The organism is Anoxybacillus sp. MB8 (assembly GCF_011006755.1).
Taxonomy (GTDB): Bacteria; Bacillota; Bacilli; order Bacillales; family Anoxybacillaceae; genus Anoxybacillus; species Anoxybacillus gonensis.
In genome coordinates this window covers 19587-43650 of sequence record NZ_RXXX01000021.1, presented here as the reverse complement: position 1 = coordinate 43650, position 24064 = coordinate 19587, and the positions used below count along the sequence as shown (strand labels likewise).

The 24064-nt window shown below is 40.3% G+C and carries 22 protein-coding genes and 2 tRNA genes; all 24 read right to left on the bottom strand.

From position 1 onward, the window contains the following. Positions 1-84: 84 nt before the first annotated feature. Positions 85-1479 (bottom strand): anthranilate synthase component I, encoded by a 1395-nt coding sequence (gene trpE / locus EKC99_RS09045; RefSeq protein ID WP_163151527.1) that lies wholly within the window; start codon positions 1477-1479, stop codon positions 85-87. A 121-nt stretch (positions 1480-1600) separates the two neighbouring features. Beyond that, the gene (gene cysK, locus EKC99_RS09040; protein WP_009360753.1) at positions 1601-2527 is read right to left on the bottom strand and encodes a cysteine synthase A; all 927 of its coding nucleotides are present in this window, start codon (positions 2525-2527) and stop codon (positions 1601-1603) included. A 77-nt stretch (positions 2528-2604) separates the two neighbouring features. After that, entirely contained in the window at positions 2605-3492 is an 888-nt protein-coding gene (gene hslO / locus EKC99_RS09035) for an Hsp33 family molecular chaperone HslO (protein ID WP_163151521.1), read from the bottom strand. A gap of 5 nt (positions 3493-3497) precedes the next feature. Beyond that, complete coding sequence (locus EKC99_RS09030; RefSeq protein ID WP_009360755.1) at positions 3498-4271, bottom strand: type III pantothenate kinase; 774 nt, start codon at positions 4269-4271, stop codon at positions 3498-3500. 91 nt (positions 4272-4362) lie between these two features. Then, the gene (gene ftsH, locus EKC99_RS09025; protein ID WP_009360756.1) at positions 4363-6246 is read right to left on the bottom strand and encodes an ATP-dependent zinc metalloprotease FtsH; all 1884 of its coding nucleotides are present in this window, start codon (positions 6244-6246) and stop codon (positions 4363-4365) included. A gap of 86 nt (positions 6247-6332) precedes the next feature. Further along, entirely contained in the window at positions 6333-6878 is a 546-nt protein-coding gene (gene hpt, locus EKC99_RS09020; protein WP_009360757.1) for a hypoxanthine phosphoribosyltransferase, read from the bottom strand. A gap of 21 nt (positions 6879-6899) precedes the next feature. Then, positions 6900-8282 carry a tRNA lysidine(34) synthetase TilS gene (tilS, locus tag EKC99_RS09015; RefSeq protein ID WP_163151519.1) on the bottom strand — a complete coding sequence of 461 codons (1383 nt, stop codon included), beginning with the start codon at positions 8280-8282 and terminating at the stop codon, positions 6900-6902. Between the two features lie 79 nt (positions 8283-8361). Continuing rightward, positions 8362-9318, bottom strand: coding sequence for a serine/threonine protein kinase (locus EKC99_RS09010; protein ID WP_163151518.1), 957 nt, complete (start codon positions 9316-9318; stop codon positions 8362-8364). After that, positions 9281-10060, bottom strand: a complete 780-nt coding sequence (locus EKC99_RS09005) for a vWA domain-containing protein (RefSeq protein ID WP_163151525.1) — start codon at positions 10058-10060, stop codon at positions 9281-9283. Before EKC99_RS09005 ends, EKC99_RS09010 begins: the two co-directional genes overlap by 38 nt. A 29-nt stretch (positions 10061-10089) precedes the next feature. Next, on the bottom strand, positions 10090-12555 hold the full coding sequence (gene spoIIE, locus EKC99_RS09000; RefSeq protein WP_163151516.1) for a stage II sporulation protein E: 2466 nt from the start codon (positions 12553-12555) through the stop codon (positions 10090-10092). Positions 12556-12735: 180 nt separating this feature from the next. Then, positions 12736-12807: transfer RNA gene (locus EKC99_RS08995), tRNA-Glu, on the bottom strand. An 11-nt stretch (positions 12808-12818) separates the two neighbouring features. Further along, positions 12819-12895: transfer RNA gene (locus tag EKC99_RS08990), tRNA-Met, on the bottom strand. 138 nt (positions 12896-13033) lie between these two features. Then, positions 13034-13426 (bottom strand): S1 domain-containing RNA-binding protein, encoded by a 393-nt coding sequence (locus EKC99_RS08985; RefSeq protein ID WP_006323664.1) that lies wholly within the window; start codon positions 13424-13426, stop codon positions 13034-13036. A 94-nt stretch (positions 13427-13520) separates the two neighbouring features. Continuing rightward, a complete protein-coding gene (locus EKC99_RS08980; RefSeq protein ID WP_163151514.1) occupies positions 13521-13892 on the bottom strand; it encodes an FtsB family cell division protein in 372 nt (123 codons plus the stop codon). Positions 13893-13914: 22 nt separating this feature from the next. Next, complete coding sequence (gene yabQ, locus EKC99_RS08975; protein ID WP_240468833.1) at positions 13915-14511, bottom strand: spore cortex biosynthesis protein YabQ; 597 nt, start codon at positions 14509-14511, stop codon at positions 13915-13917. Positions 14512-14519: 8 nt separating this feature from the next. Next, complete coding sequence (gene yabP / locus EKC99_RS08970; protein ID WP_026011753.1) at positions 14520-14813, bottom strand: sporulation protein YabP; 294 nt, start codon at positions 14811-14813, stop codon at positions 14520-14522. Between the two features lie 66 nt (positions 14814-14879). Continuing rightward, positions 14880-15137, bottom strand: coding sequence for an RNA-binding S4 domain-containing protein (locus EKC99_RS08965; RefSeq protein ID WP_009360765.1), 258 nt, complete (start codon positions 15135-15137; stop codon positions 14880-14882). A 1-nt stretch (position 15138) separates the two neighbouring features. After that, on the bottom strand, positions 15139-16590 hold the full coding sequence (gene yabN / locus EKC99_RS08960) for a bifunctional methyltransferase/pyrophosphohydrolase YabN (RefSeq protein ID WP_163151510.1): 1452 nt from the start codon (positions 16588-16590) through the stop codon (positions 15139-15141). 2 nt (positions 16591-16592) lie between these two features. Then, complete coding sequence (locus EKC99_RS08955; RefSeq protein WP_163151523.1) at positions 16593-18149, bottom strand: putative polysaccharide biosynthesis protein; 1557 nt, start codon at positions 18147-18149, stop codon at positions 16593-16595. Positions 18150-18211: 62 nt separating this feature from the next. Next, on the bottom strand, positions 18212-18748 hold the full coding sequence (gene spoVT / locus EKC99_RS08950) for a stage V sporulation protein T (RefSeq protein ID WP_009360768.1): 537 nt from the start codon (positions 18746-18748) through the stop codon (positions 18212-18214). Between the two features lie 195 nt (positions 18749-18943). Beyond that, positions 18944-22456, bottom strand: coding sequence for a transcription-repair coupling factor (mfd, locus tag EKC99_RS08945; RefSeq protein ID WP_163151508.1), 3513 nt, complete (start codon positions 22454-22456; stop codon positions 18944-18946). Positions 22457-22513: 57 nt separating this feature from the next. Beyond that, complete coding sequence (fin, locus tag EKC99_RS08940; RefSeq protein WP_009360770.1) at positions 22514-22744, bottom strand: anti-sigma-F factor Fin; 231 nt, start codon at positions 22742-22744, stop codon at positions 22514-22516. 69 nt (positions 22745-22813) lie between these two features. Further along, positions 22814-23377 (bottom strand): aminoacyl-tRNA hydrolase, encoded by a 564-nt coding sequence (gene pth / locus EKC99_RS08935; RefSeq protein ID WP_163151506.1) that lies wholly within the window; start codon positions 23375-23377, stop codon positions 22814-22816. Between the two features lie 57 nt (positions 23378-23434). Further along, on the bottom strand, positions 23435-24061 hold the full coding sequence (locus tag EKC99_RS08930) for a 50S ribosomal protein L25/general stress protein Ctc (RefSeq protein ID WP_163151504.1): 627 nt from the start codon (positions 24059-24061) through the stop codon (positions 23435-23437). Positions 24062-24064 lie beyond the last annotated feature (3 nt).

Here is a 24064-nt window from a genome sequence, read left to right as displayed (position 1 = left end):
GGTCAAGGGCGAATCCAATTCCACTATCCTCTTTATTTTCCTTCAACAGGTAGACCATGATGACTTTTCATAGATTTTTTGACGCTACCTTAATTGTACATACTCTTCTTCGCTCAGCTCTTTTGCTTTCCATAAAGCAAATGCTTTCTTTAAACATTCTTTATATTCATGTTCTGGTTGAGAATCAATAACGATTCCTGCCCCCGCCTGTACATAGGCAAGACCATCTTTCGCAATCATCGTTCGAATCGCAATGTTTAACTCCATATCGCCATTAAATCCGATCCAACCAATGGAACCTGTGTAAACACCACGTCGAACAGGCTCTAGCTCTTCGATAATTTCCATTGTTCGTACTTTCGGAGCCCCTGTAATCGTTCCACCTGGAAACACAGCGGATATCACATCGAACGCGTCTTTCCCTTCTTCAAGTCGTCCAGAAACATGCGAGACGAGATGCATTACGTGAGAATATTTTTCAATCACCATAAACTCGTCTACATGTACCGTCCCATATGCACATACACGTCCAAGATCGTTCCGTTCTAGGTCAACAAGCATTAAATGTTCCGCTCGCTCTTTTTCGTTTGCTAATAATGACTGCGCAATTTGTTCATCTTCTTGAATTGTTTTACCACGTGAACGCGTTCCTGCAATCGGACGTGTACTCACATACTCCCCCTTCTTTTTCACAAGTAACTCTGGGGAACCGCTTACGAGTTGAAATTCAGGAAAATGCATATATGCCATGTATGGTGATGGATTTAATGTACGTAATTTTTCATACACCGCAAACGGATGAGTAAGTAACCGTTTCGACTGTCGCACAGACAAGTTCACTTGAAAAACATCGCCTTGCGCAATATACGCACGCACTTTTTCGACAGCTTCCATAAACTGCTCTTCGCTCATTGATACCGTTTCTTCCTTCTCATAGTTCGGAATAAACGGACGAGAAGCATCAGCCAAGTCCGTTGTCCATAATTGCTCGTATCGTGCAAGACGTTCGTGCGCTTTCTGCTCTTCTCCGTCTACATAGTGAGTAATGAAATAAAGGGACGATTCAAAGTGATCATATACAAACACATCGTCAAATACGAGAAAATACAAATCGGGCATATTTAAATCGTCACGTGCGATCGAAGGAAGCTTTTCAATATACCGCGCACAATCGTAACTGATGTATCCAATCGCTCCGCCTTGAAAGTCTGGGCCTTCCTCTAATTTTTCTATCTTCCATTGATTGAACCATTTTTTTAATGATTGCAATATATTCCCTTCAAACGTCTCTGTGCGATGTTTCTGCCACACTGTCAACTTGTCATCTTTCCCAATGACAACCGCAAATGGTTGTAAACCGATAATACTGTATCGACCGTCCCGTCCACTCTCAAGCAAAACATGATGCAACTGTTTTCGTGACAATGCTTTATATTGAGAAAACCAATCACGTTGTGCGTATGTGATTTTTTTCATCATCGGTCGTCGCTTTTGCTGGGTCACAGATGTCCACTCCTCTCCATCAGTCCATACGCTTATTGTACAACGAACATATAGAAACAATCACGAAAAAAAATTCGGCAAGAATGTCCTTGCCGAATTATTCTTCAAACTGATATAGTGGTGTGCTCAAATAACGTTCACCGTTACTTGGAATAATTGCTAACACTTTCTTTCCTTTTCCTAATTTTTTCGCCACTTGCAACGCTACATGAATCGCTGCACCGGATGAAATGCCTCCTAAAATGCCTTCTTGGCGAGCAGCTAGACGAGCGGCTGCAAATGCTTCCTCCGTCTTTACAGTAACGACTTCATCGTAAATGGATGTATTTAAAATATCTGGGACGAATCCCGCACCGATACCTTGTATTTTATGCGGACCTGGTTTTCCACCTGAAAGCACAGGAGAATCAGCTGGTTCAACCGCATAAATTTTAATGTTTGGATATGCTTGACGCAACACTTCTCCAGCTCCTGTAATCGTTCCACCCGTTCCAATTCCGGCTACAAACGCATCTAATTGATCGCCCATTTGCTCAACGATTTCTTTTCCTGTCGTTAAACGATGCACTTCTGGATTTGCTTCGTTTTTAAATTGTTGCGGCATAAAATAACCGTGCTCTTGTGCAAGCTGCTCTGCTTTTTGAATAGCCCCTCGCATTCCTTCGCTTCCTGGGGTTAATACAAGCTCTGCCCCATAAGCACGAAGTAAGTTACGGCGCTCTAAACTCATCGTATCAGGCATAACGAAAATGGCTTTATATCCTTTTGCGGCAGCAACCATTGCTAAACCAATTCCCGTATTTCCGCTTGTCGGTTCAATGATTGTATCCCCAGGCTGAATTTTTCCGGCTTTTTCTGCTGCTTCAATCATCGCAAGCGCAATCCGGTCTTTTACGCTGCTTCCTGGATTCATAAACTCTAACTTCACATATACATCTGCGCTATCTTCATCAACGATGCGATTTAACTTCACTACCGGTGTTTGACCAATTAACTCTGTAATGGATTGTACTACACGCGCCATTTCATCCACCTCTAATCCCGAGTATTTTTATAGAATTTGTAACCAATTTATCAGTTATTTTCGAAATTGTCAATCATTTATTTTTGTTTTGCTAATTTTTTTAACTCCTCAAGATCTTCGGCCGAAAATGTGTACGTTTCATTACAAAAATGACAAGAGGCTTCCGCTTTCCCTTCCTCATCAATCATTTGTTGAATTTCTTCCGCTCCTAAGCTAATGATCGCATCTGCTACTCGTTCACGTGAACAACGACAAACAAATGATACAGGCATCGTTTCGAGAATTTTTACATTTTGTTCCCCACCAAGCAATTCATATAAAATTTGTTCCGGTGTTAAACCACTTTCAATCATTTTTGAGATCGGCGGAATAGTAGCCAAATTTTTTTCAATGTCGGCAATTGTTTTTTCTTCTGTACCCGGCATAAGTTGTAAAATAAAACCACCCGCCGCTAATATCGTATTATCCGGATTCACTAACACACCAACCCCAACGGATGATGGCGTTTGTTCAGAGGAAACGAAATAGTATGTAAAGTCTTCACCAAGTTCTCCAGATACGAGCGGAACTTGTCCTGTAAAATAATCGCGTAACCCTAAGTCTTTCACAACTGTTAATGTTCCATTTGTCCCAACTGCTCGAGCGACATCGAGCTTCCCATTCGCATTCAATTCAAAATGAACATGTGGATTGGATACGTAACCGCGCACATGTCCTTTGGCGTTACTATCAACAAGAATATGCCCAATAGGTCCGCCACCTTCAATTTTAATTGTAATTTGGCTATCTCCTTTTAACATCGCTCCCATCATCACGCCCGCTGTCATCGCACGACCTAATGCTGCAGACGCTGTCGGCCATGTTTTATGTCGCCGCTGCGCCTCCCGAACGGTTTCTGTTGTTCGTACGGCATACGCTCTCACTTGCCCATCGTATGCCAACGCTTTTACTAAATAATCTGCCATTGCTGTCACTCACCTTTCTTGTTTCGCTCATATAACAATTGCAATCCTTTTAACGTTAAAAATGGATCAACGATATCAATCACATTCGATTCATGGGCAATTAATGATGCTAATCCACCTGTTGCAATTACTTTTGGAGGAATAGTGCTTTTTTCTTTCATCCGTGACACAATTCCTTCTACTTGTCCAACATATCCGTATAAAATACCTGCCTGCATCGCACTCACTGTATTTTTCCCAATAATATCGTCTGGACGGGCAATTTCAATGCGTGGAAGTTTAGCAGCACGAGAATAAAGCGCTTCCGTAGAAATCGTAATACCTGGCGCAATAGCTCCTCCCATATATTGTTTATGCTCGTTAATATAACAGTATGTTGTTGCGGTACCGAAATCAACAATAATGAGCGGTGCCCCGTACAAATGAATGCCCGCTACAGCATTGACAATTCGGTCTGCTCCGACTTCTTTTGGATTGTCATACTTAATGTTCAGCCCTGTTTTAATGCCTGGACCGACAATGAGCGGCTTAATATGAAAGTATTTTGTACACATTCGCTCTAACGCAAACATAATTGGTGGAACAACGGAAGAAATAATGATACCGTCAATATCAGAAAAATGCAATCCGACATCTTGCAATAACATTTTCACGATCATCCCATACTCATCTTCTGTTTTGCTCCGGCTCGTTTCAATGCGCCAGTGAAACTTCAGTTCATCTCCGTCATATACACCTAGTACGGTATTTGTGTTTCCAACGTCTAATACAAAAATCATCGCTCATCCCCACTTTTCCACAATTTGTTCCTTTTTTCATCATACCATAAGCGGACGGTAAAAAAAGATGCCTCTATAAAAAGAGACACCTTTATTCTTCTTTTTTCGTTTGAATATTTACTTTTACCTCATCTTGTTGATTGCCATTTCGATTTGGTAACGTACCGTGCTCAAACAAATGCTTGATTTGTTCCGCATCAAGCGTTTCAACTTCAAGCAACGTATTCGCAATCAGCTCCAGCTTATCGCGATTTTCCGTTAATACGCGTTTCGCTTTTTCATAACATTCTTTAATAATGCGCTGCATCTCAAGATCGATTTCGTATGCGATTTGATCGCTATAATTTTGCTCGTTATGCAAATCACGACCTAAAAACACTTGACCGTGAGATTGGCCAAACTGCATCGGTCCAAGCTTATCGCTCATACCGAACTCCGTAACCATGCGACGAGCGATGCTTGTAGCACGTTGGAAGTCGTTATGTGCTCCTGTACTCACTTCACCAAATACGATTTCCTCCGCAACGCGTCCGCCGAGAAGACCTGTAATTTTATCAAGCAATTCTGGTTTTGTCATAAAATAACGGTCTTCTTTTGGTAGCATGACCGCATAGCCGCCTGCTTGACCGCGCGGTACGATCGTTACTTTATGTACCATTTCCGCATCAGCAAGCACCATGCCAATGACTGTATGACCTGCTTCGTGATAAGCGACAATTTTTCGTTCTTTTTCAGAAATGACGCGACTTTTCTTAGCAGGACCAGCAATGACGCGATCCGTTGCTTCATCAATATCGCTCATATCAATTTTTTTCTTGTTGCGCCGAGCTGCAACAAGCGCAGCCTCATTTAATAAGTTTTCTAAATCTGCACCAGAAAAACCAGGTGTACGCATCGCAATCGCTTTTAAGTCAACAGATTCATCAAGTGGCTTGTTGCGCGCGTGCACACGAAGAACGGCTTCACGTCCTTTCACATCTGGACGATCAACGGTGATTTGACGGTCAAAACGACCCGGACGTAAAAGAGCAGGGTCTAAAATGTCTGGACGGTTTGTTGCAGCGATAATGATAATTCCTTCATTTCCGCTAAATCCATCCATTTCAACGAGCAATTGGTTTAATGTTTGCTCCCGTTCATCATGTCCTCCACCTAAGCCGGCACCGCGTTGACGCCCGACCGCATCAATCTCGTCAATGAAAATGATACAAGGAGCGTTTTTCTTCGCTGTTTCAAATAAATCACGCACACGCGAAGCACCGACACCGACAAACATTTCAACGAAATCTGAACCGCTAATAGAGAAAAACGGAACACCTGCTTCTCCAGCAACAGCTCTTGCCAATAATGTTTTCCCTGTTCCAGGCGGTCCGACGAGAAGAACCCCTTTTGGAATGCGAGCACCAAGCTCGACAAACTTGCGAGGATCTTTTAAAAACTCAACAATTTCAACAAGTTCTTGCTTTTCTTCATCCGCACCGGCAACGTCTTTAAAGCGCACGCGCTTCTTATCTTCGTTATACAATTTCGCACGGCTTTTGCCAAAATTCATCACTCGGCTGCCGCCGCCTTGCGCTTGATTTAATAAAAAGAAGAACAAAATAAAAATGATGATAAACGGAATAATGGACGTAAAAAACGTCACCCATCCGCTCGTTTCATCAGCAGGCAACACTTCTACTTTCGCCTGCTTCGCCGCCTCATCGATTCGCTGAAGCACTTGTGGGCTGTTTGCGACATATGTTGTAAAAAACTGCCCTTCAGCGTAAGTTTTTAATTGCCCGCGAATCTCATAAACGCCTCGTTCTGGCTTCAATGAGACATACTTTACATCACCATTTTCTAGATGGGTAATGAACGCATCGTACGTCATCCGTTCCGCCCGTTGATTGCCGCCATTCAAAAAGCTGACAACGCCAATGACGACAAGGAAAATAAGTAAGTAAAAGATTGTATTACGGAAAATGCGGTTCATCTCCTACCTCCTCCCACACTTAAAACACGCTATAGTCAATAGTATCATAGAAAAACGTTCCAAAACAAACGATGTGCATGAAAAAATTATTTGCTATATACTTCTGGCTTTAACACACCGATGTACGGAAGATTTCGGTATTTCTCACAATAGTCTAACCCATAACCGACAACGAATTCATCTGGAACGATAAAACCGACATAATCGGCTTCAATATTTGCTTTTCGACCAGATGGTTTATCGAGCAAAGTCACGATTTTAATCGATTTCGCTTTACGATAACGGAATAAATCTGCTAAATAACTTAGCGTTAAACCGCTATCAATAATGTCTTCAATGATGAGCACGTCGCGGCCTTCAACTGATGTGTTTAAGTCTTTCAAAATTTTCACTTCTCCAGAAGACACTGTCGCGTTTCCATAACTTGATACATCCATAAAATCAATTTCTAAATATGTATCTATATGCTTAATTAAGTCTGCCATAAACGGCATAGCACCTTTTAGTACACCAACCGCAAGCGGAAAGCGACCTTCATATTCTTTCGTCAATAATGCTCCTAACTCTTTTACTTTTTGTTGAATTTGTTCCTCAGTAATTAAAATTTTTTCCATATCTTGATGCATACCCATATTCTTTCCTCCTACCATCATTCATTGCTTTTTATAGTGTAATACAATATAACGATTTTTTGTAATATTTGTTGCTGTATAAATCGATTTTTTCACACCAGGAATCCATATGATGTTCCCATTTGCATCTTCAACAATTGGCCATTGTTCCCGTTCGTTCGCTGGGATTTTTTCGTCAATAAAAATGCGGGACACTTTTTTCGGACGTTCCATTCCTTTTACTTTCATGCGATCTCCGCGCTTTCTCGTTCGCACCCGAAGCGGCAAAGCTAATTGATCAACATCAATCACTACATGCTCATCGTCTTCAATGACGGGATAACGATCAACAAACTGACTAGTGAGTTGACATCCGTTCGGCAATCGGAGCGTATCAGGAACTTGGAGAAGAAATTCATATCCATTCGTTTGTTCCTGGTGAAACGTAAATATACACACCTCGTATTGACGAATAAGCTTTAATCCATTTGGAAAATGAAGCATACCTGAAGGATGTTGTCGTTTTAAAAAAAGTAGCGCTTGGTTTATATGTATAGAAGATAACGACGATGGAACATTCCCATAAAGATAGTTTAATATTAGTTGAATCCCTCGCCTTTGTAAAGGTTTTGGCATGCGCATAAACAAAGGAATATCGATACGGACGTGCCCTTCTTGTTGATCAGCAACATCCTTCAATTTTTCTTTCGTTAATTGCTCTAAAAATGCTTCATCTTCGCTTATCATCTCGCTGAATTGTTGCACATGTTCATGAGCATGACTGTTTTCACTTTTTAAAAAAGGGAGAACGTAACGGCGAAAACGATTGCGCGTATAATCATCTTTTTCATTGCTCGGATCGTGACGAGCACGCAAACCATTCTTTTGACAATACTGTTCAATTTGCTGTCGATCAATGCATAAGAAAGGACGAATAATATATCCGTTTCCAAATGGACGCTTGATTGGTATGCCTGCATATCCTTTCGATGTGCTTCCGCGCACAAGTCGCATAAGCACCGTTTCCATCTGGTCATCCCCGTGATGAGCTAAAGCAATACAATGCGCTTTGTACTTACGCATCACTTGTTCAAAAAAGGCGTAGCGGCAATCACGAGCTGCTTCTTGCACCCCTTTTCCCGTTTGCTCCATATATAATTGGACGTTCAACTGTTTAGCCTCACATATAATACTACGTTGATCGCAAAAATGTTTCACAAAATGCATATCTTCTTCCGACTGTTTTCCTCGTAACATATGATCAACGTGTGCCACAACGATTCGAATGTCATATCGCTTTCGTTCGCTCCATAAAAAATGGAGCAACGCTAACGAATCCGGACCGCCCGATACACCAACAACGACGGTCGTATGACGCTCGAGCAATTGATGCTTTTCAATAAATTGGTGTACAACTTCTAACATACGCTCCCTCTTAACAACGTCGTTTTTTACAATCGTACCATATCTCATTCCTTATACTCAAAACGAACGCAGAAAAAAATTAAAGAATTTGAACGTACAAATAAACGACATACATAAATAAGACGCAAACAAACAAAAACATCGTCTCTACCCAACGAAATTTTTTCTTTTCTTTTACCCGCACTACTCTCTCTTCTCGTTTTTTTTCTTTCTGCATAGACGGTTGTTGTATACATTGCAATAGCTCTTTTCTCATTTCATAAGCGGAAGTATACTTTCCATCGAGTGCACGCCATAATATTTTTTCATATGTTTTTAAATATGGATGGGAAGAAATCATGAGACGCAACTGCTCTCGTCCATTTTCTTTTCTTTCAAATCGCTTTGGATAGCACATATTAATCATAATCATCGCTACGGCAAACAAATCATACGATGGCTCTGCTTTCCTTGTTCCCATCCCCCAATACCCTCGATCAAAAAACTCTGTAAATTCTTTAATTGCCCTTCCACGAATCGTCGTACCGCCCACATCAATTAACCGCACTTTTGGAACCTTCCCGGAAACAATTAAATTTTCCGGCTTTAAATCTCCAAACACCCATCCTTTTTCATGTAACTGATGCAAATCGCCTAGCAGCTGCAACATAATCACAACGATCCAGTCTTTTCCACGCTTTTGAATAAAAGTTAATAAGTCATCTCCTTCAATATACTCCATCACATAAAATGAATAAAATTTTTTTTCTTGCGGATAAAACCAATCATCTACATCTAATAAACAAGGTCCGAGGGCGACTCCCTGGACCTCTGAAAATCGTTTCAGTACATTTACTTCTGACATCATAGCTGTTGCTTCATTGCTTATTTTTAGCGCTACAAACGTTCGTCCTTCTTTCGCTAAATAAACAACCCCGTTGGCTCCTTTACCGAGCTGCTTAATAATTTCATAGCGACGTTTATGCCACTTTCCTTGTATGACCGTTCCTGTTCGGATATTACATAGATTGTTCGATGTATACATCGTCATCACCATCGTGAGTAAATAAACTTTTTAATGGACGTCTTTTTTGGAATTGTTGTAGCGCCTCGCGAATAGCTGGACCGGTCGGTGTAATTCCCCCAGATGTTAGCTTCGGAAATATACTTGAAATCGACTCCATTTTCGGCGTCCAATCTAAAATGCGGTCTACCTCTCCTTTTTTCCCGGGAAATACAAAAACAGAAAATTCATTATTTCCCAAACGAGCATTTAAACTAATTGATAAATCCAACAATGCTTCTTTCACAGTTTGCAACTTCGTCTTCATACTTCCGCTTGTATCTACTAATATTAAAACTTGTAAATTCACTGTTTCCCCTAATTCTTCGACAACTTCCATCACTTCTCCCCTTTTTTCTGGCGGAAGCTGCTCGATCGAAGCTTGCGATCCTAAAATTTGTTTCAACTCTCGATTAATGACCCCTTGCAACGTCTGTGTCATCGCTTTTCTCGTTACCATCTGTACCGTCTGTGACAATTGTTTAGCATACACAACTTGACTAATTCCACCACCTGACTGAGCAATGCCTTCAATTTCACGCAACCCTTGCTCATCAATGATGTCTTGGTCAAGAACACCGATCACATTTACTGTAATTCCTTGCTCTTTCGCTAATGCTGCCATAGCAATTGGATCTTCACCGTGATTTGAACAACCATCTGTAATTAATAAAATTTGACGTAACGTCCCTTTCCGCATACGTTTATCCCCTCCGAAAAAGTAGTATACTCCCATCATCGACGTTCAGAGGGGATTTTATACCTTTATTTCATATATTGATATGCCGGAATGACCGCCCATTTCGGTGTATTATGCTTAATGCGTGCAACAACAATTGTCATATCATCTTCAATTTCTCCACCATTGACACGAATGACTTCTTCTAACAGCAATTCTGATACTTCTTGCGGATCATTCGTTTTTAATTCTTTAATTTTCCGTTTCATCCATACATCATGATTTTCAATGTGCGACACGCCATCTAAAATGCCGTCGCTCATCATAATAAGCAAATCTCCTGCTTTTAATTGTTCTTCAATCATTTCAAACTCTACTCCTGTAATAATGCCAATTGGCAAATTACTCGATTCGATTTTCATCACGTTGTTTCCGCGTTTAATGAAGCTTGGCGAAGAACCGACTTTCAAAAATTTTGTTGTCGCATTTTGCAAATCGACAATAGCCAAATCTAGCGTCGAAAAAATTTCTTCTGTCGTCCGTAAAGCTAAAATGGAATTAATGGATTTAATCGCAATTCGTTCTTCAATTCCTGATTGTAAAATTTTTTGTAACAGCTTGAGCGTCTCTTTACTTTCATAATGCGCTCGTTCACCATTCCCCATTCCGTCGCTAATAGCTAACGCATATTTCCCTCCGCCAATCTCCATCATTGCATAGCTGTCGCCCGAAATGAATCCGCCTCCTTTTGCGACATACGCAACACCTGTGTCAATGACAAACGCTTTCGAAGAACTAAACGCAACCCGACAATCCCCATTCGGATATACAGAACAATCTTCTTTTTTTACAATGATCGTCTCACCTAAAATATCAGATAACATCGGTGCAATAAGCTTTTCGCACTCCCCTCTTCCATCGCAATACGGAACGACCATCTCAATGTCAACGCTTCCTTTATCTAAACTATAAATTTCAACATCGTTTACATCGATCCCAAACTGTTGAAGGGCATGTAAAATTTGTTCTTCCTGCACATAATAATTTTCACGTTCTTTTTGAATTTCTTTCGCAAAGTCTTCCATGACTTGCGATACACCTAATAACTGTTCTGCGACAAGTCTTCTGCTCTCTTTCATTTGTTGCTTTAATTTTTTATTCGCTTTATAAAACGAGACGTCTTTTTCAATAATTTGAACGACTTTATTCGCTTTCACACAATGTTTGTTCCATTCGCGTAACAACTTCGTATTCGTCATTTGATCATTTTCGCCTGCTTCTTGCATAATCTTTTTCATGTAATCATATGTTTTATCAAAGTGGGTGATCCAACATTGGTCTTTCTTAAAACACGTTTGACATGTTTTCGCGGCAACATCGCTTAAAAAGTAATCAATTTCACGTTCTTCCTCTTCCTCATGCGTAAGCACACCGTATGACGAGAAACTTTTCGATAACGCTTGAAACACATGAGAAAATTGTTCAACTCGTTGAGCTGTAACATCGCGAATTTTTCTTACATATTGTTGTTGCTCATTCGTATGCTCAACCGTTCCCGGCACATATTTCGCCATTTTGCTCGTTAACGATTGCGGAGTGATCATGAAAAGAAAAACCGCAAATAACGATTCGACAACATTTGGGATGATGTCTGCTATCCCTTGGCTATAAAGGGCAATGAGCAATGTTGCAACGACGAGACCAAATGAAACACCTAGCTTTCTTCCCTCCTTTAATAGTCCACCGAGCAATCCAGCGAAAGCTAGTAAGCTCATTTGGTATAAATTCGATACGTTCGCTAAGCTTAAAATGAGCCCTGTAACGACACCGACAGTCGAACCAACGGTCGCACCGGCGACAAAAGCGAACAAAAGCAATAAATAGCGCGCCGCCACATGCTCTAACGAAAGATCGTAAATCGACCAACCGACCATTCCTGTCAGCATGGAAGAAATAAGAATGACAAAAGAAATGACTTCTTCTGGCTTTAACGTTTGTTTATATTTTTGATGGTCAAATAACGGAACGCTTTGTAAAAAAATGAGCGTTAAAATGAAGGCAAGAGCAGCTTCAATAAACATCGTCATTCCTTCGTATATCGTCCATCCATCATTCCACGTATAAATCATGGCTGTTTTCGCAAAGACAGAGGCGAAAAAGACGACAACCGGCAATCTTTTCGGTGGAGCATCAATCCAATAAAACAAGCGATAAAAAACGAGAAACATAACGATCGAAGCAACAATAAATAAAGAGGTGGAAAAGGAAACGGTCAACGCTCCCGCAAATAAAGCAATAAACACAAAGCCTAACTTATCGCGACGAAGTAAATAAATTGCCGCAAAAAAAGGTAAGGCAAACGGAGTCATTTTCGTTAAAATGAGGGCTCGTCCAAGCAAAAAGCCAATGACTAAAAACAAAAATCCTTGCTGAAATAACAAATGGCTTAGACGAACCGTAAACCGTTGAAACCATTGCGAAACTGTTGTTCTTGTCTCACTTAAAGGTACTTCCGCCATTTGATTGACTAACTTCCGTTCTAATCTCTCCATATTCATCCTCTCCCTTTTTTCCATATATTCGTCTATTACTCTGTATTATACAGACTGAATTATCAAAATTTTGTCAAAAAAAGAAGATGAATCATATAAATCTTTCGACGGAATCCCACAAAAAACGGCTTACATAAACAAAAAAACACCAATTTCGTGACGAAATTGGTGTTTTTTTGATGACCCGTACGGGATTCGAACCCGTGTTACCGCCGTGAAAGGGCGGTGTCTTAACCACTTGACCAACGGGCCACTATATCATTTGGTAGCGGCGGAGGGAATCGAACCCCCGACCTTACGGGTATGAACCGTACGCTCTAGCCAGCTGAGCTACGCCGCCATGCAACGACATTCATTATACTAACACGTTTCTTAAACAAAGTCAATAGTTTTTTTCACTATGAAATTCAAACGAAAAAGCATCCACTCATGAAATGGATGCTTATATAAACTGCCTCATGTCTCATTCGGCAGCAAGTTAACCGCGTCGAGCACCACGACCTCCTCGTTTCGATTCAGTATGGCGTTTAAGGGATGCTAAGCGATCTTCACTTTCTTTTAAGAAACGGCTAATTTTCTGCTCAAAACTTTCTTTTGAAGCGCGATCATTTCCTTTATTGCGCGGACGTGAAGCTTGTTCTTTTGCCTTTTTGATCGATAAACCAATCTTTCCATCTTTCTCAACATTAATGACACGAACTTCGACAACATCGCCTACTTTAAGATGCTCGTTAATGTCTTTTACATAGCTGTCAGCTACTTCACTAATGTGCACTAAGCCTGTCGCGCCTTCTGGTAACTCAACAAACGCTCCGAATTTTGTAATGCCCGTTACTTTTCCCTGTAACTTGCTGCCTACTTCAATTGACATAAAAAAAGTGCTCCTCCTTAAAATCTGAAAAATCGTTTCTTTCATTATACATAATGAAAAAAACAAGTGTCAATAAGCCTTATGCCTATCTCTCTTACTCATCAGGAGTGATGAAAATAATTTCTCCTTCTTTCGACAAAAAATATTGTTTTCGCGCCAATTCGGCAATATATTTATCATCATTTAATTTTTTGATCTCTTCTTTTAACCTTTTTTCATCTTTTTGTAACGTGCGCAACTTTTCCTCTAGTTGCTCTTTCGTTTTTATTTGTTCATCGATTGCGGAAGATTGTGTCATCATCGTATATAAAAACAGCGAAGAAGCGGCTAACGCCATCGTTGCCACAAGGCTAAAGCGAATAACGATTTTTTTGCGACGTCGCGCCTTTTTATGTTCTTGTTTTTCTTGTTGAATAACATACGACGTTTGAATTTTTTTTACTTTGCTTTTTTGTGGGGCGCCCATGTTTTTCACCGCTCCTTCTTCATTACCCTTTTTTTCTAAATATATTCGTGATTTTGATGAGAAACCCTTTTCCAATATGAAAGAAACGTCCAACCGCTGCTTGAAAGCGAAGTGGGGTTTTTCGCCAAATGAAATGTCCAATCCATATAAATGGTTGCAATAAAAAGCGGATACATACATATATGGCTTTATATAAAATTTTACCAATAGATAAAACAAAATGACAAGTAGCGATCAATAAAAAAACAAAAAAACGGTAAAGAAGTCGGAGTGGAAATACGATGATGTAATAAAATAACCGCATAAGGAAACGATATAACGTCACAACGATGCGAATAATCTGTTGCAACAAGCGAACATACATATTTTGAAACAACGCTTGGTAAGCAGCGTACCCACATAAAATAGCTAAAAAAATGTACAAGCGAATTTGCCCATTATTCACGAGCAATAACGTGTAAAATACATATAGCGCTTGTACGATCCAAAAAAGAATATCTGCAATCCATACGATCAGCCGATGACGTTCGGAACGATGGAATATATGTGCGTATGTATCAAAAGATGCACCGATGATGATTCCTGTTCCAATCATCGCAAGCAAAGTCGTAAATTGCACATGTAAACTCATTTAAACAACTTGCTAAAGAATCCTTTAGCTTTCTCCGTATGGTGTTCGTCCAAGTAAACGATTTCGAAAATTTTCCCCTTAATTGACACAATTCCTTTATCTACGTCTAAGTTTTTCATTTGTAGATTTTGTCCTTTAATAGACAAAAAGCCCATAACCGTTTCTAATAAAAATTCTTCATTATCAAAGCTTTCGACTTGCTTCACACCCGTAATGTCTAACGTGCGGCGACCGCGCATCACAATGTCATGTTCTTGAATCGGCCCTTTATTTCCAATATTTTGCGTCATCATTGTCTCCCCCTCACAACGATCGTTTGTACAAGTGTATGAGGGGGAAAAATGGTTTAGAACAAGCTATTCCACTCGCTCTTCTTTTACGATTTCATATAAGGCGCTCGCTTCTTCTTTTTTCGCATGTTCTTGTAAGTCGACCACCTTCACTGTCACATGTTTTTGACCAAATTGGATCATAATTTCATCGCCTATTTTTACTGTTGAACTTGCTTTCGCTTGTTGACCGTTAATAAATACACGTCCTTGCTCAGCTACTTCTTTCGCTAATGTTCTTCTTTTAATGAGTCGAGAAACTTTTAAAAACTTATCGAGTCGCATATTATAACCCCTCCCTTTTTGCTTCTTCCCATATTTCATCTAGCTGGTCTAGCGAATATGATTTCCAATCTTTCCCGCTTTGTTTTACTTTTTGTTCAATGTATTGAAAGCGACGGTGAAACTTTTCGTTCGCCATTGCTAACGCTTCTTCAGGATTGACCTTATAATATCGACATACGTTAATAAGCGCAAACAATAAATCACCAAACTCCATTTTTAATTTTTGTTCATCCATGCGATTGGCTTCTTGTTTCACTTCATTCATTTCTTCTTCCACTTTACGCCACATCGACTCTACTTCCGACCAATCAAAACCAACTTCCGCTGCCTTTTTTTGATATTCATATGCTCGCAAAGTGCCTGGTAACGCTTTAGCCACCTCGTCAAGCAATGAATGGGACGCACTTTGTTTTTCTGCCTGCTTTATCGCTTGCCAATTACGCACAACTTCTTCAGCATGCTCGACATGAGTATCCCCAAATACGTGTGGATGACGACGAATCATTTTTTCTGTAATGACCCGAATGACATCATCAATCGAGAACATTCCTTCATCTTCTCCAATTTGAGCATGAAGCATGACTTGTAACAATACGTCACCTAATTCTTCAATCATGTTTTCATCGTCTTGCTGATCAATCGCATCCAGAAGCTCATATACTTCTTCAAGCAAATATTTTTTCAGCGACTCGTGCGTCTGTTTTCGATCCCAAGGGCAACCGTTTGGCCCACGCAATGTCGCAATGACACGTCGTAAAGTAATAAAATCATGGTACAACAGTTCATCTGTTTCTACTTTCGGCACATAGACGCTCGTCAAATTGCTAACGGTCATCGCCCGATCAAGCTCGTACAGCGGAACTTTTTCGATGCGCTCTTGTTTACTTCCTGCTGCATAAACGATAAAAACCGGATAATCGTGCGGTAATTTTTCTAATAAAGCTAGTTTGACATCGGATGCAATAAACGAATCATATACTTGGCAAAAAATGATATGATTTCGCAATTGAATTTCGTCCGATTGAAATGAAGTCGCATCAATCAATTGAAACCCTTCAATCGGATCGAGACGAACTGCGGCAAATAGCGCATCAAGAAAGCTTTGTCCTCCTTCAATGCGAACGGATATATGATCTCGTTTTTCAAGCAATAACTTTACTGTGCGCTCAGCAACAAGTGGGTGTCCCGGCACAGCATATACGATATCCCCTTTTTTTGCTTCTTCACATAAATAAGCAACAATATGTTCATACACTTGTTCAAATTGATCATATTTTTCATATATATCGTCAAATGATTGAGCGTGTATTCCTTCTGCCTCTAATTGTGCAACAACAGGATGATCTTTTGTTCTCACAAAGAGGCGCTCCGCTTGTTTTAACGTACGGTACACACCTAAAGACAACTGATCGATATCTCCTGCTCCGAGGCCGACAATTGTAATTGTACCCATGACTATCCAGCCTTTCTTTGTTTGATGTTTGTTAAATAGCGACCAAGTGGAATAGAAAGCAATTCCCTATCGGTGAAAACCCCTTTTTTAACGATCATTATAATATAAACAAATGCCCCTATAAAAACCCCAACAACTGCTTGAAGCGATGAAAACATCCTTCCTTGATGAACAGGTAACTCGTTCGTTAACATGATGTATCCGATTAAAATGATTGCCATTACTGCAGCCGCTTGCATCGTTCGCATGACCGTAGCGCCCGAAAACAAAGGACGGGACATTCTTTTTTGCACATAAAAAAGAGCGCTTGTACACATGACAACATATGCGATGAATGTTGCCATTGCTGCCCCAACCGTATGCCATAAAGGAACGAGCCATATATTTAACACCCACTTCGTTACCATCCCTATACATACGATGACAAGCGGACGAAATATATCCCCAAGTCCTTGTAAAATAGCAATAAACGTTAACGTTAACGAAGTAAAAAAAATACAAATAGACAAAATCATTAACTCCATTGCCCCAGCATGATCTTTAAACAACATGATATTCGCTTGTTTTAATATACAAACTAAACCAACTGCTGCTCCTAATCCAATAACAAAAGCTACCCGAACAGCTGTATATATCCCTTCACGTTGTGCTTGTTCGCGTGATAACATCGGCACAATCGCTAACGAAAAAGAAGTAGCGACTACGGTTCCAAGTTGAATGAACGGTTGACCACGATCATAAATTCCTTTCGCCGTTTTAGCTAGCTCATGTAATCCTGCTTGTTGCAGCAAAGGTAAAAGAGTAAATGAATCAACGAGCTGCATTAAAACGAGCATCATGTTCGCTAAGCAAATCGTCACTCCGTGAATCGCTAAAAATGACAGCACTTTTCGCTTTTCCTGTTTTGGCAATTGTATTCGCGTATAGGCATTCATTCGTCTTCGCAACATATATGCAACGAGAACGAAAAGCGCTGCAAAACTTCCCATGAGCGAGCCAAACATCGCACCAGCTCCTGCTTCATAAACGGTAAATCCGCGATGAAGCAAAAGAAAAGATAGAAACAAAATGGCTACTACACGTATGAACTGCTCCACGACTTGTGAAACAGCTGTCGGAACCATCTCCTCTCTCCCTTGAAAATATCCGCGTAAAACAGATGTAAATGGGAGAAGCAAAAAGGCAAACGAAATCGCACGAATGAGCGAAGCTAATTGATCATCTCCCATCATGCTCGCAAGAAACGAAGCACCAAAATACAAAACGGAAAACATAATCATGCTGATAAATGATAAAAAATAAAAAGAAAGCCGCACAACCGCAAACTCATATGTTGACTGTTTATTTTCAGCAATCAGTTTTGAAATCGCAACAGGGTACCCATACGTTGATAAAGCAAGAAAAATACCGTAAAACGGATAAACTTGTTGGTAAATATAAAATCCAACATCGCCCGCAATATTTTGATACGGAATACGATAAAAAGCGCTCAATATTTTTGTAAATAAGGCCGCAAGCGTCAATATGAACGCTCCACGCAACCAATCTTTTCTTTCCATCATCTTTCACCTTTTCAATCGCGTATAATGATACATCAAAAAAAGGTAGCGAGATGCTACCTTTATTGTTCCATTTGACGAGCAAGGAAGCTCGCTGCCGTTTCTGCTGCTTTATGCTCCACTTCGCCAAGTGTTTTATCTTTCGAGAAAATAATAACTGCCCCGATCGGATCTCCTCCGGCAATAATCGGTGCAATCACATATGATTGCATATGCTCTTCATGGGCTTGGGCAAATGACACGTTTGTTTCTTCTGTATGCAAAACGGACTGACGATCTTCCATCACTTTTTCAACAAGTTCACTGACGCTTTTGTTTAAATATTCTTTTTTCGATCCACCTGCTACTGCAATAAATACATCGCGGTCACAAATGAGCACAGGTTGTCCTAAGCTGTCAAATAGAGCCTCAGCGTACTCTTTTGCAAAGTCGCCTAGTTCGCTAATCGGCGAATACTTTTTCAAAATGACCTCACCATCACGGTCCACAAATATTTCAAGCGGGTCTCCTTCACGAATGCGAAGTGTTCTGCGAATTTCTTTCGGAATGACTACTCGTCCTAAATCATCGATTCGTCGAACAATACCTGTTGCTTTCATCTATCGATGCCTCACTTTCATGTAGTTATTAAAAATGGCACTGGTGAAGCAGTTGAATAATTCACCATTGTTGTGATTAGTATCCGTAACAAACGAAGTTATATACACAATGAAGGGGGATTTTTTTTAAAAAGTGAAAATCCCCCATCTTCATCATTGCCACTTATTTATAAACAATAAACATAAAACAATCAATTATTTTTTAGCATATTTTAACCCTTTTAGCAACTCATAAATGATCATCATCCATTGTTGTGGCTTCATTCCTTTCGCATGAACGACAATTTTAAATCGATCGCCGTCCATGCCAAACCCAACATCTCTTCCATACGGTTCACCGAGTTTAAACAATTTGCTGACATCAATTTGCTTTGTCGTTTCTTGTGAAAACAAAATCGTAATATCTTGTTTCGTTTGCTTAATGGACTCAATGAGATGCTGTTTTGCATATATTTTCATTTCTGCGATTTGGAATAAATACGCCACTTCATCTGGATACTCACCGAAACGGTCTAACATTTCCTCACGCAATTGTTCGAGTTCCTCTAACGAGTCAAGTGCGCGGAATCGTTTATACATCTCGATTTTTTGTTGTTCATTTGAAATGTAATGCTCTGGGATATACGCATCCACTTCTAAATCCATTTCCACTTCAAACGGTTTTTCTTGCTTCATTCCTCGTCGTTCCTCAATAGCTTCTTTCAACATTTGAGAATAAAGCTCAAAACCGACGGAATCAATAAACCCGTGTTGCTGTGCCCCTAATAAGTTCCCAGCTCCTCGAATAGACAAATCGCGCATCGCAATTTTAAATCCTGATCCAAGCTCTGTAAATTCCTTAATTGCCTGTAATCGTTTTTCAGCGATTTCATTTAGCACTTTATCTTTTCGATACGTAAAGTACGCATACGCAATGCGATTGGAACGTCCCACTCGCCCACGCAATTGATACAGTTGGGAAAGTCCCATTTTGTCGGCATCATAAACAATTAACGTATTCACATTCGGAATATCGACACCTGTCTCGATAATCGTTGTACTTACTAACACATCGTACTGTCCTTCTAAAAACGCAAGCATGACCGCCTCTAATTCATGTTCGGACATTCTCCCGTGCGCATACGTGACGCGCGCATCAGGCACGAGCATCGAAATTTCTTCCGCTTTACGATCGATATCTTCAATGCGATTATAAAGGAAAAACACTTGTCCTCCGCGCGCCATTTCGCGCTCAATCGCTTCTCGCACAATGATCGGACTATATTCCATCACATACGTTTGTACGGGGAAACGATTTTCCGGAGGTGTTTCGATGACAGATAAATCGCGGACACCGATAAGCGACATATGCAACGTGCGTGGGATCGGTGTAGCGGTTAATGTTAATACATCGATATTTGTTTTTAGTTGTTTAATTTTTTCTTTATGAGCAACACCGAATCGTTGTTCCTCGTCAATAATTAATAAACCTAAATCTTTAAACGATACATCTTTTGATAAAAGCCGATGCGTACCAATCACCATATCAATCGTGCCGTCTTTTAAACCTTGAATCGTTTCCGCTTGTTGTTTTTTTGTACGGAAACGACTTAATAAACCGACGTTAATCGGGTATCCTTGGAAACGTTCACGGACCGTTTCATAATGTTGCTGGGCTAAAATTGTCGTTGGGACGAGAAATGCGACTTGTTTTCCGTCCATAATCGCTTTAAATGCGGCACGCAATGCGACTTCTGTTTTTCCATAACCAACATCCCCACATAATAACCGATCCATCGGCCGCTCGCTTTCCATGTCCCGTTTAATTTCGCGAATTGAACGAAGCTGATCTTCTGTTTCTTGATATGGGAACGCTGCTTCAAATTCCCGTTGCATTTCATTATCAGGTGAGAAGGCATATCCTTTGCTTGCTTCTCGCTCGGCGTACAGCTTCATTAAATCTTCAGCAATATCTTGAACGGAAGACTCTACTTTCTTTTTTACTTTCTTCCATTCTGTTCCACCTAGTTTGTAAATTTTCGGTTCTTTTCCTTCTGAACCAACATATTTTTGGACGAGATCCATTTGATCAACAGGAACGTATAACGTATCATTCCCTTGATATTGAATATGAATGTAATCTTTATGAATTCCGTTAATTTCTAACGTTTCGATTCCTAAATACTTTCCAATTCCATGATTGACGTGAACGACATAGTCACCAACTTTTAAATCTGTATAACTTTTAATACGTTCCGCATTCGACAATTTTTGACGTCGCATAGGACGTTTCAATCGCTTTTTAAATAGCTCTTCCTCCGTAATGACAGCCAGTTTTTGCATCGACAATTCAAATCCTGCGACGAGCCCAGACGGAACGATTTGACATTTTCCATGTAATAACGCATCGTCTTTTCCAATTTGAATCGCATCAATCTCATAATCTTCCAACGTTCGCTTCAGCTTTTTCGCCCGTTCTTCGTCCCCCGCTAGCAACACAACAGCATAGTTTCCCTTTTGCCAACGTTCGATTTCCGCCTTTAACAATTGCATTTGACTATAGAACACTTGCATTTGCTTGCAAGATATATTGACAATATTTTGCGGATGTGTATATGGGATATGACGTAAAAATAAAGACAAATAAATGGTTTGCTTCATCCGTTTTTGTAGCACTTCGGGAAACGAATGAGAAATCGATACGTTTTGTACGATTTTTCCTTCTTCCAATAAGTTCGTATACCACTCTGCCTCTTCTTGCTCGAGTTTTTCTGCTACTTCTTGAATGCGACTCATTTCGTCAATGACAACTACACCGTTGTTTGGAATATAATCTAGCAAACTTGCAGCCGAAGGGTAAAAGAATGAGAAATACTTGTACATTTCTTCGATTGATTTTCCATTTTTCAGCTGTTCCAATTCAAACGACACATGTTCGTATAAGCGATTTTTCGTCTTTTCATCATGAATATGCTGCAACGTATCATGAAATTGTACTTCTAGTTTTTGAATAGCTTCAGCCATATGTTGTTGTTCAATAATGAGCTCCGTCGCTGGACCGATGAATACTTCTTCTATTTCAGCTACCGAACGTTGATCGTCAACTGCAAACGTCCGAATGGACTCAATCTCAATATCAAATAACTCAATACGATAAGGAAGTTCTGCAGTGAGGGGATAAATATCAATAATGCCTCCTCGAACGCTAAATTCCCCTGGCGTCGAAACGACTGATACACGCTCATATCCCATCGCAACAAATTGTTGCAAACAACGTTCGACATCGACTTGCTCACCAACACGAAAATGAAGTTGATAACGCTCCCATACATCTTTTGGTGGAAGTAGTCGTCGCAATGCTGCAATTGGAGCGATAACGATTCCTTTCTTCCGTTCACACCAATAGTTCAATACTTCTAAACGTTGTGCTCTCAATTCTGGACTAGCTACAGCTAATTCAGCTGCAATTAATTCATTGACCGGATAAAGAAATACTTCCTCCTCATCCACTAATTGAATCAGATCATCATATATTTTTTGTGCTTGAAATAAATTGTGCGTTACAATGCATAAAGGCCGTTCTGTCTCCTCATACAAAGAAGAAATAAAAACAGAACGGGCTGAACCAGATAACCCTGTTACAAGCTGCTCTTTTAACCCATTACGAATGCCTTCTGCAACCGATTGCATGTCCGCATGATTGATAAAATATTGTCGTAAGCCTCGCAAAAAACTCCCTCCTCTCCAAACATAAATACAAAAACGCTTTGGGAGCCCCAAAGCCAATTATTGAATGAATTTTTCATATTGATGAAGATCAGGATTCCGATCTAATGCCTCTTGGCAATGTTCGCAAATAGATTTCACGTAAACTTCTCCTGAAGGGAGATACTGAATCATATCTAATCGTTCTTCTTCCGTTAACTGATGAAAACCTAATTGCTCACTTTCTAAATCGAGCACATCAAGCGTCCCCATTTTCATGCCGCAATGGCGGCAATAATAGTGTAATGCCATATCGTATCCCCTCCTAAATGGTTAATTCAATCGAATACATTTTGAACCATTTAGGAGGAAATTATTCAACTACTTATTGAATTCATTCATCACTTGAGCAAACGGAATTTGTAACGATCGCTCGCACGCATCAGCTGCCTTTTGAATCGCTTGATCAATATTTATTTTTTCTTCAGTTGTAAACCGACCTAATACGTAGTCGCTCACTTTCATCCCATTTTTCGGGCGATCGATACCGATGCGGATACGTTTCAATTGCTCTGTTTTCAAATGATGAATAAGTGATTTCATCCCATTATGCCCGCCTGCACTTCCTTTTGGTCGTAAGCGAACCGTCCCTGTTGGTAAGTCTAAGTCGTCATAAATGACAATGACATCATCGACGTCAATGTCGTAATAATCCATCAACGGCCGAACACATTCGCCCGATAAGTTCATATATGTAAGCGGTTTGCATAATATGACTTTTTCTCCTGAAATGATACCACTTGCAAATATACCTTGAAACTTCGTTTGATTGAGGGCAAACCCCCAGCGATGAGCAAGTTCGTCAACGACCATAAAACCTACATTATGTCTCGTTTGCTCGTACTCTTTTCCTGGGTTGCCTAAACCAACAAACAGTTTTGCCATTTCCCCTGCTCCTTCTCTCCATACTGCAAAAGACGTAACCAATGATGGCTACGTCCGTCACGGCGTTGTTTCGCGTCCTTCTTCCGATTCCGGTTTTCCTGGTTCTTGTTCTTCACCGCTATGAATTTCTTCTTCTTGCTTCGGTGGCAAGATCGATGCGATCACTTCTGTCGGATCATGATTTATTTCGTAAACACCGTTCGTTTGAATATGTGAAACTGTAATGACATCGCCTACTTGTAAATTTGTTATGTCTATATCGATAGACGGTGGAATATTGGACGGTAGCGCCCGAATGGACAATTGATGCATGGCCTGTTGCAGTACACCACCGTCTTTTACACCTGCTGCTTCGCCAATCAAATGAATAGGAACGTGAACATCAATTTCTGTCTTTGCATCAACCGCTAAAAAGTCAATATGAATCACATCATGGCGAATCGGATGCTTTTGCATATCACGAACGATGATGCGAATATGATTGTCATTTAATTGAGCGTCTAAAAGGCCGCTCCCGCCAACAGCCCGCCATTGTTTCAAAAACTCGGCCGCATCAACAAAAACAGGTTGGCTATTCGTCTTTTTTCCGTACAAAACGGCTGGGATGTGACCTTGTTTTCGCATTTGTTTCACATAAGAACGTCGATGATCTGTACGTAATTGAAGTTGTAACAATGAAATCACCTT

What these genes read in the sequence shown, in the direction of transcription:
- EKC99_RS08965 (WP_009360765.1), bottom strand. Translation starts at nt 15,137, where the DNA reads ATGCGACTCGATAAGTTTTTAAAAGTTTCTCGACTCATTAAAAGAAGA.
- EKC99_RS08980 (WP_163151514.1), bottom strand. Translation starts at nt 13,892, where the DNA reads ATGGGCGCCCCACAAAAAAGCAAAGTAAAAAAAATTCAAACGTCGTAT.
- EKC99_RS09030 (WP_009360755.1), bottom strand. Translation starts at nt 4,271, where the DNA reads ATGATTTTTGTATTAGACGTTGGAAACACAAATACCGTACTAGGTGTA.
- trpE (WP_163151527.1), bottom strand. Translation starts at nt 1,479, where the DNA reads ATGATGAAAAAAATCACATACGCACAACGTGATTGGTTTTCTCAATAT.
- pth (WP_163151506.1), bottom strand. Translation starts at nt 23,377, where the DNA reads ATGGCAAAACTGTTTGTTGGTTTAGGCAACCCAGGAAAAGAGTACGAG.
- yabN (WP_163151510.1), bottom strand. Translation starts at nt 16,590, where the DNA reads ATGGGTACAATTACAATTGTCGGCCTCGGAGCAGGAGATATCGATCAG.
- spoIIE (WP_163151516.1), bottom strand. Translation starts at nt 12,555, where the DNA reads ATGGAGAGATTAGAACGGAAGTTAGTCAATCAAATGGCGGAAGTACCT.
- EKC99_RS08985 (WP_006323664.1), bottom strand. Translation starts at nt 13,426, where the DNA reads ATGTCAATTGAAGTAGGCAGCAAGTTACAGGGAAAAGTAACGGGCATT.
- spoVT (WP_009360768.1), bottom strand. Translation starts at nt 18,748, where the DNA reads ATGAAAGCAACAGGTATTGTTCGACGAATCGATGATTTAGGACGAGTA.
- cysK (WP_009360753.1), bottom strand. Translation starts at nt 2,527, where the DNA reads ATGGCGCGTGTAGTACAATCCATTACAGAGTTAATTGGTCAAACACCG.
- tilS (WP_163151519.1), bottom strand. Translation starts at nt 8,282, where the DNA reads ATGTTAGAAGTTGTACACCAATTTATTGAAAAGCATCAATTGCTCGAG.
- fin (WP_009360770.1), bottom strand. Translation starts at nt 22,744, where the DNA reads ATGGCATTACACTATTATTGCCGCCATTGCGGCATGAAAATGGGGACG.
- yabP (WP_026011753.1), bottom strand. Translation starts at nt 14,813, where the DNA reads ATGACGCAAAATATTGGAAATAAAGGGCCGATTCAAGAACATGACATT.
- EKC99_RS09010 (WP_163151518.1), bottom strand. Translation starts at nt 9,318, where the DNA reads ATGGTGATGACGATGTATACATCGAACAATCTATGTAATATCCGAACA.
- EKC99_RS08955 (WP_163151523.1), bottom strand. Translation starts at nt 18,149, where the DNA reads ATGGAAAGAAAAGATTGGTTGCGTGGAGCGTTCATATTGACGCTTGCG.
- hpt (WP_009360757.1), bottom strand. Translation starts at nt 6,878, where the DNA reads ATGGGTATGCATCAAGATATGGAAAAAATTTTAATTACTGAGGAACAA.
- hslO (WP_163151521.1), bottom strand. Translation starts at nt 3,492, where the DNA reads ATGGCAGATTATTTAGTAAAAGCGTTGGCATACGATGGGCAAGTGAGA.
- ftsH (WP_009360756.1), bottom strand. Translation starts at nt 6,246, where the DNA reads ATGAACCGCATTTTCCGTAATACAATCTTTTACTTACTTATTTTCCTT.
- EKC99_RS09005 (WP_163151525.1), bottom strand. Translation starts at nt 10,060, where the DNA reads ATGGGAGTATACTACTTTTTCGGAGGGGATAAACGTATGCGGAAAGGG.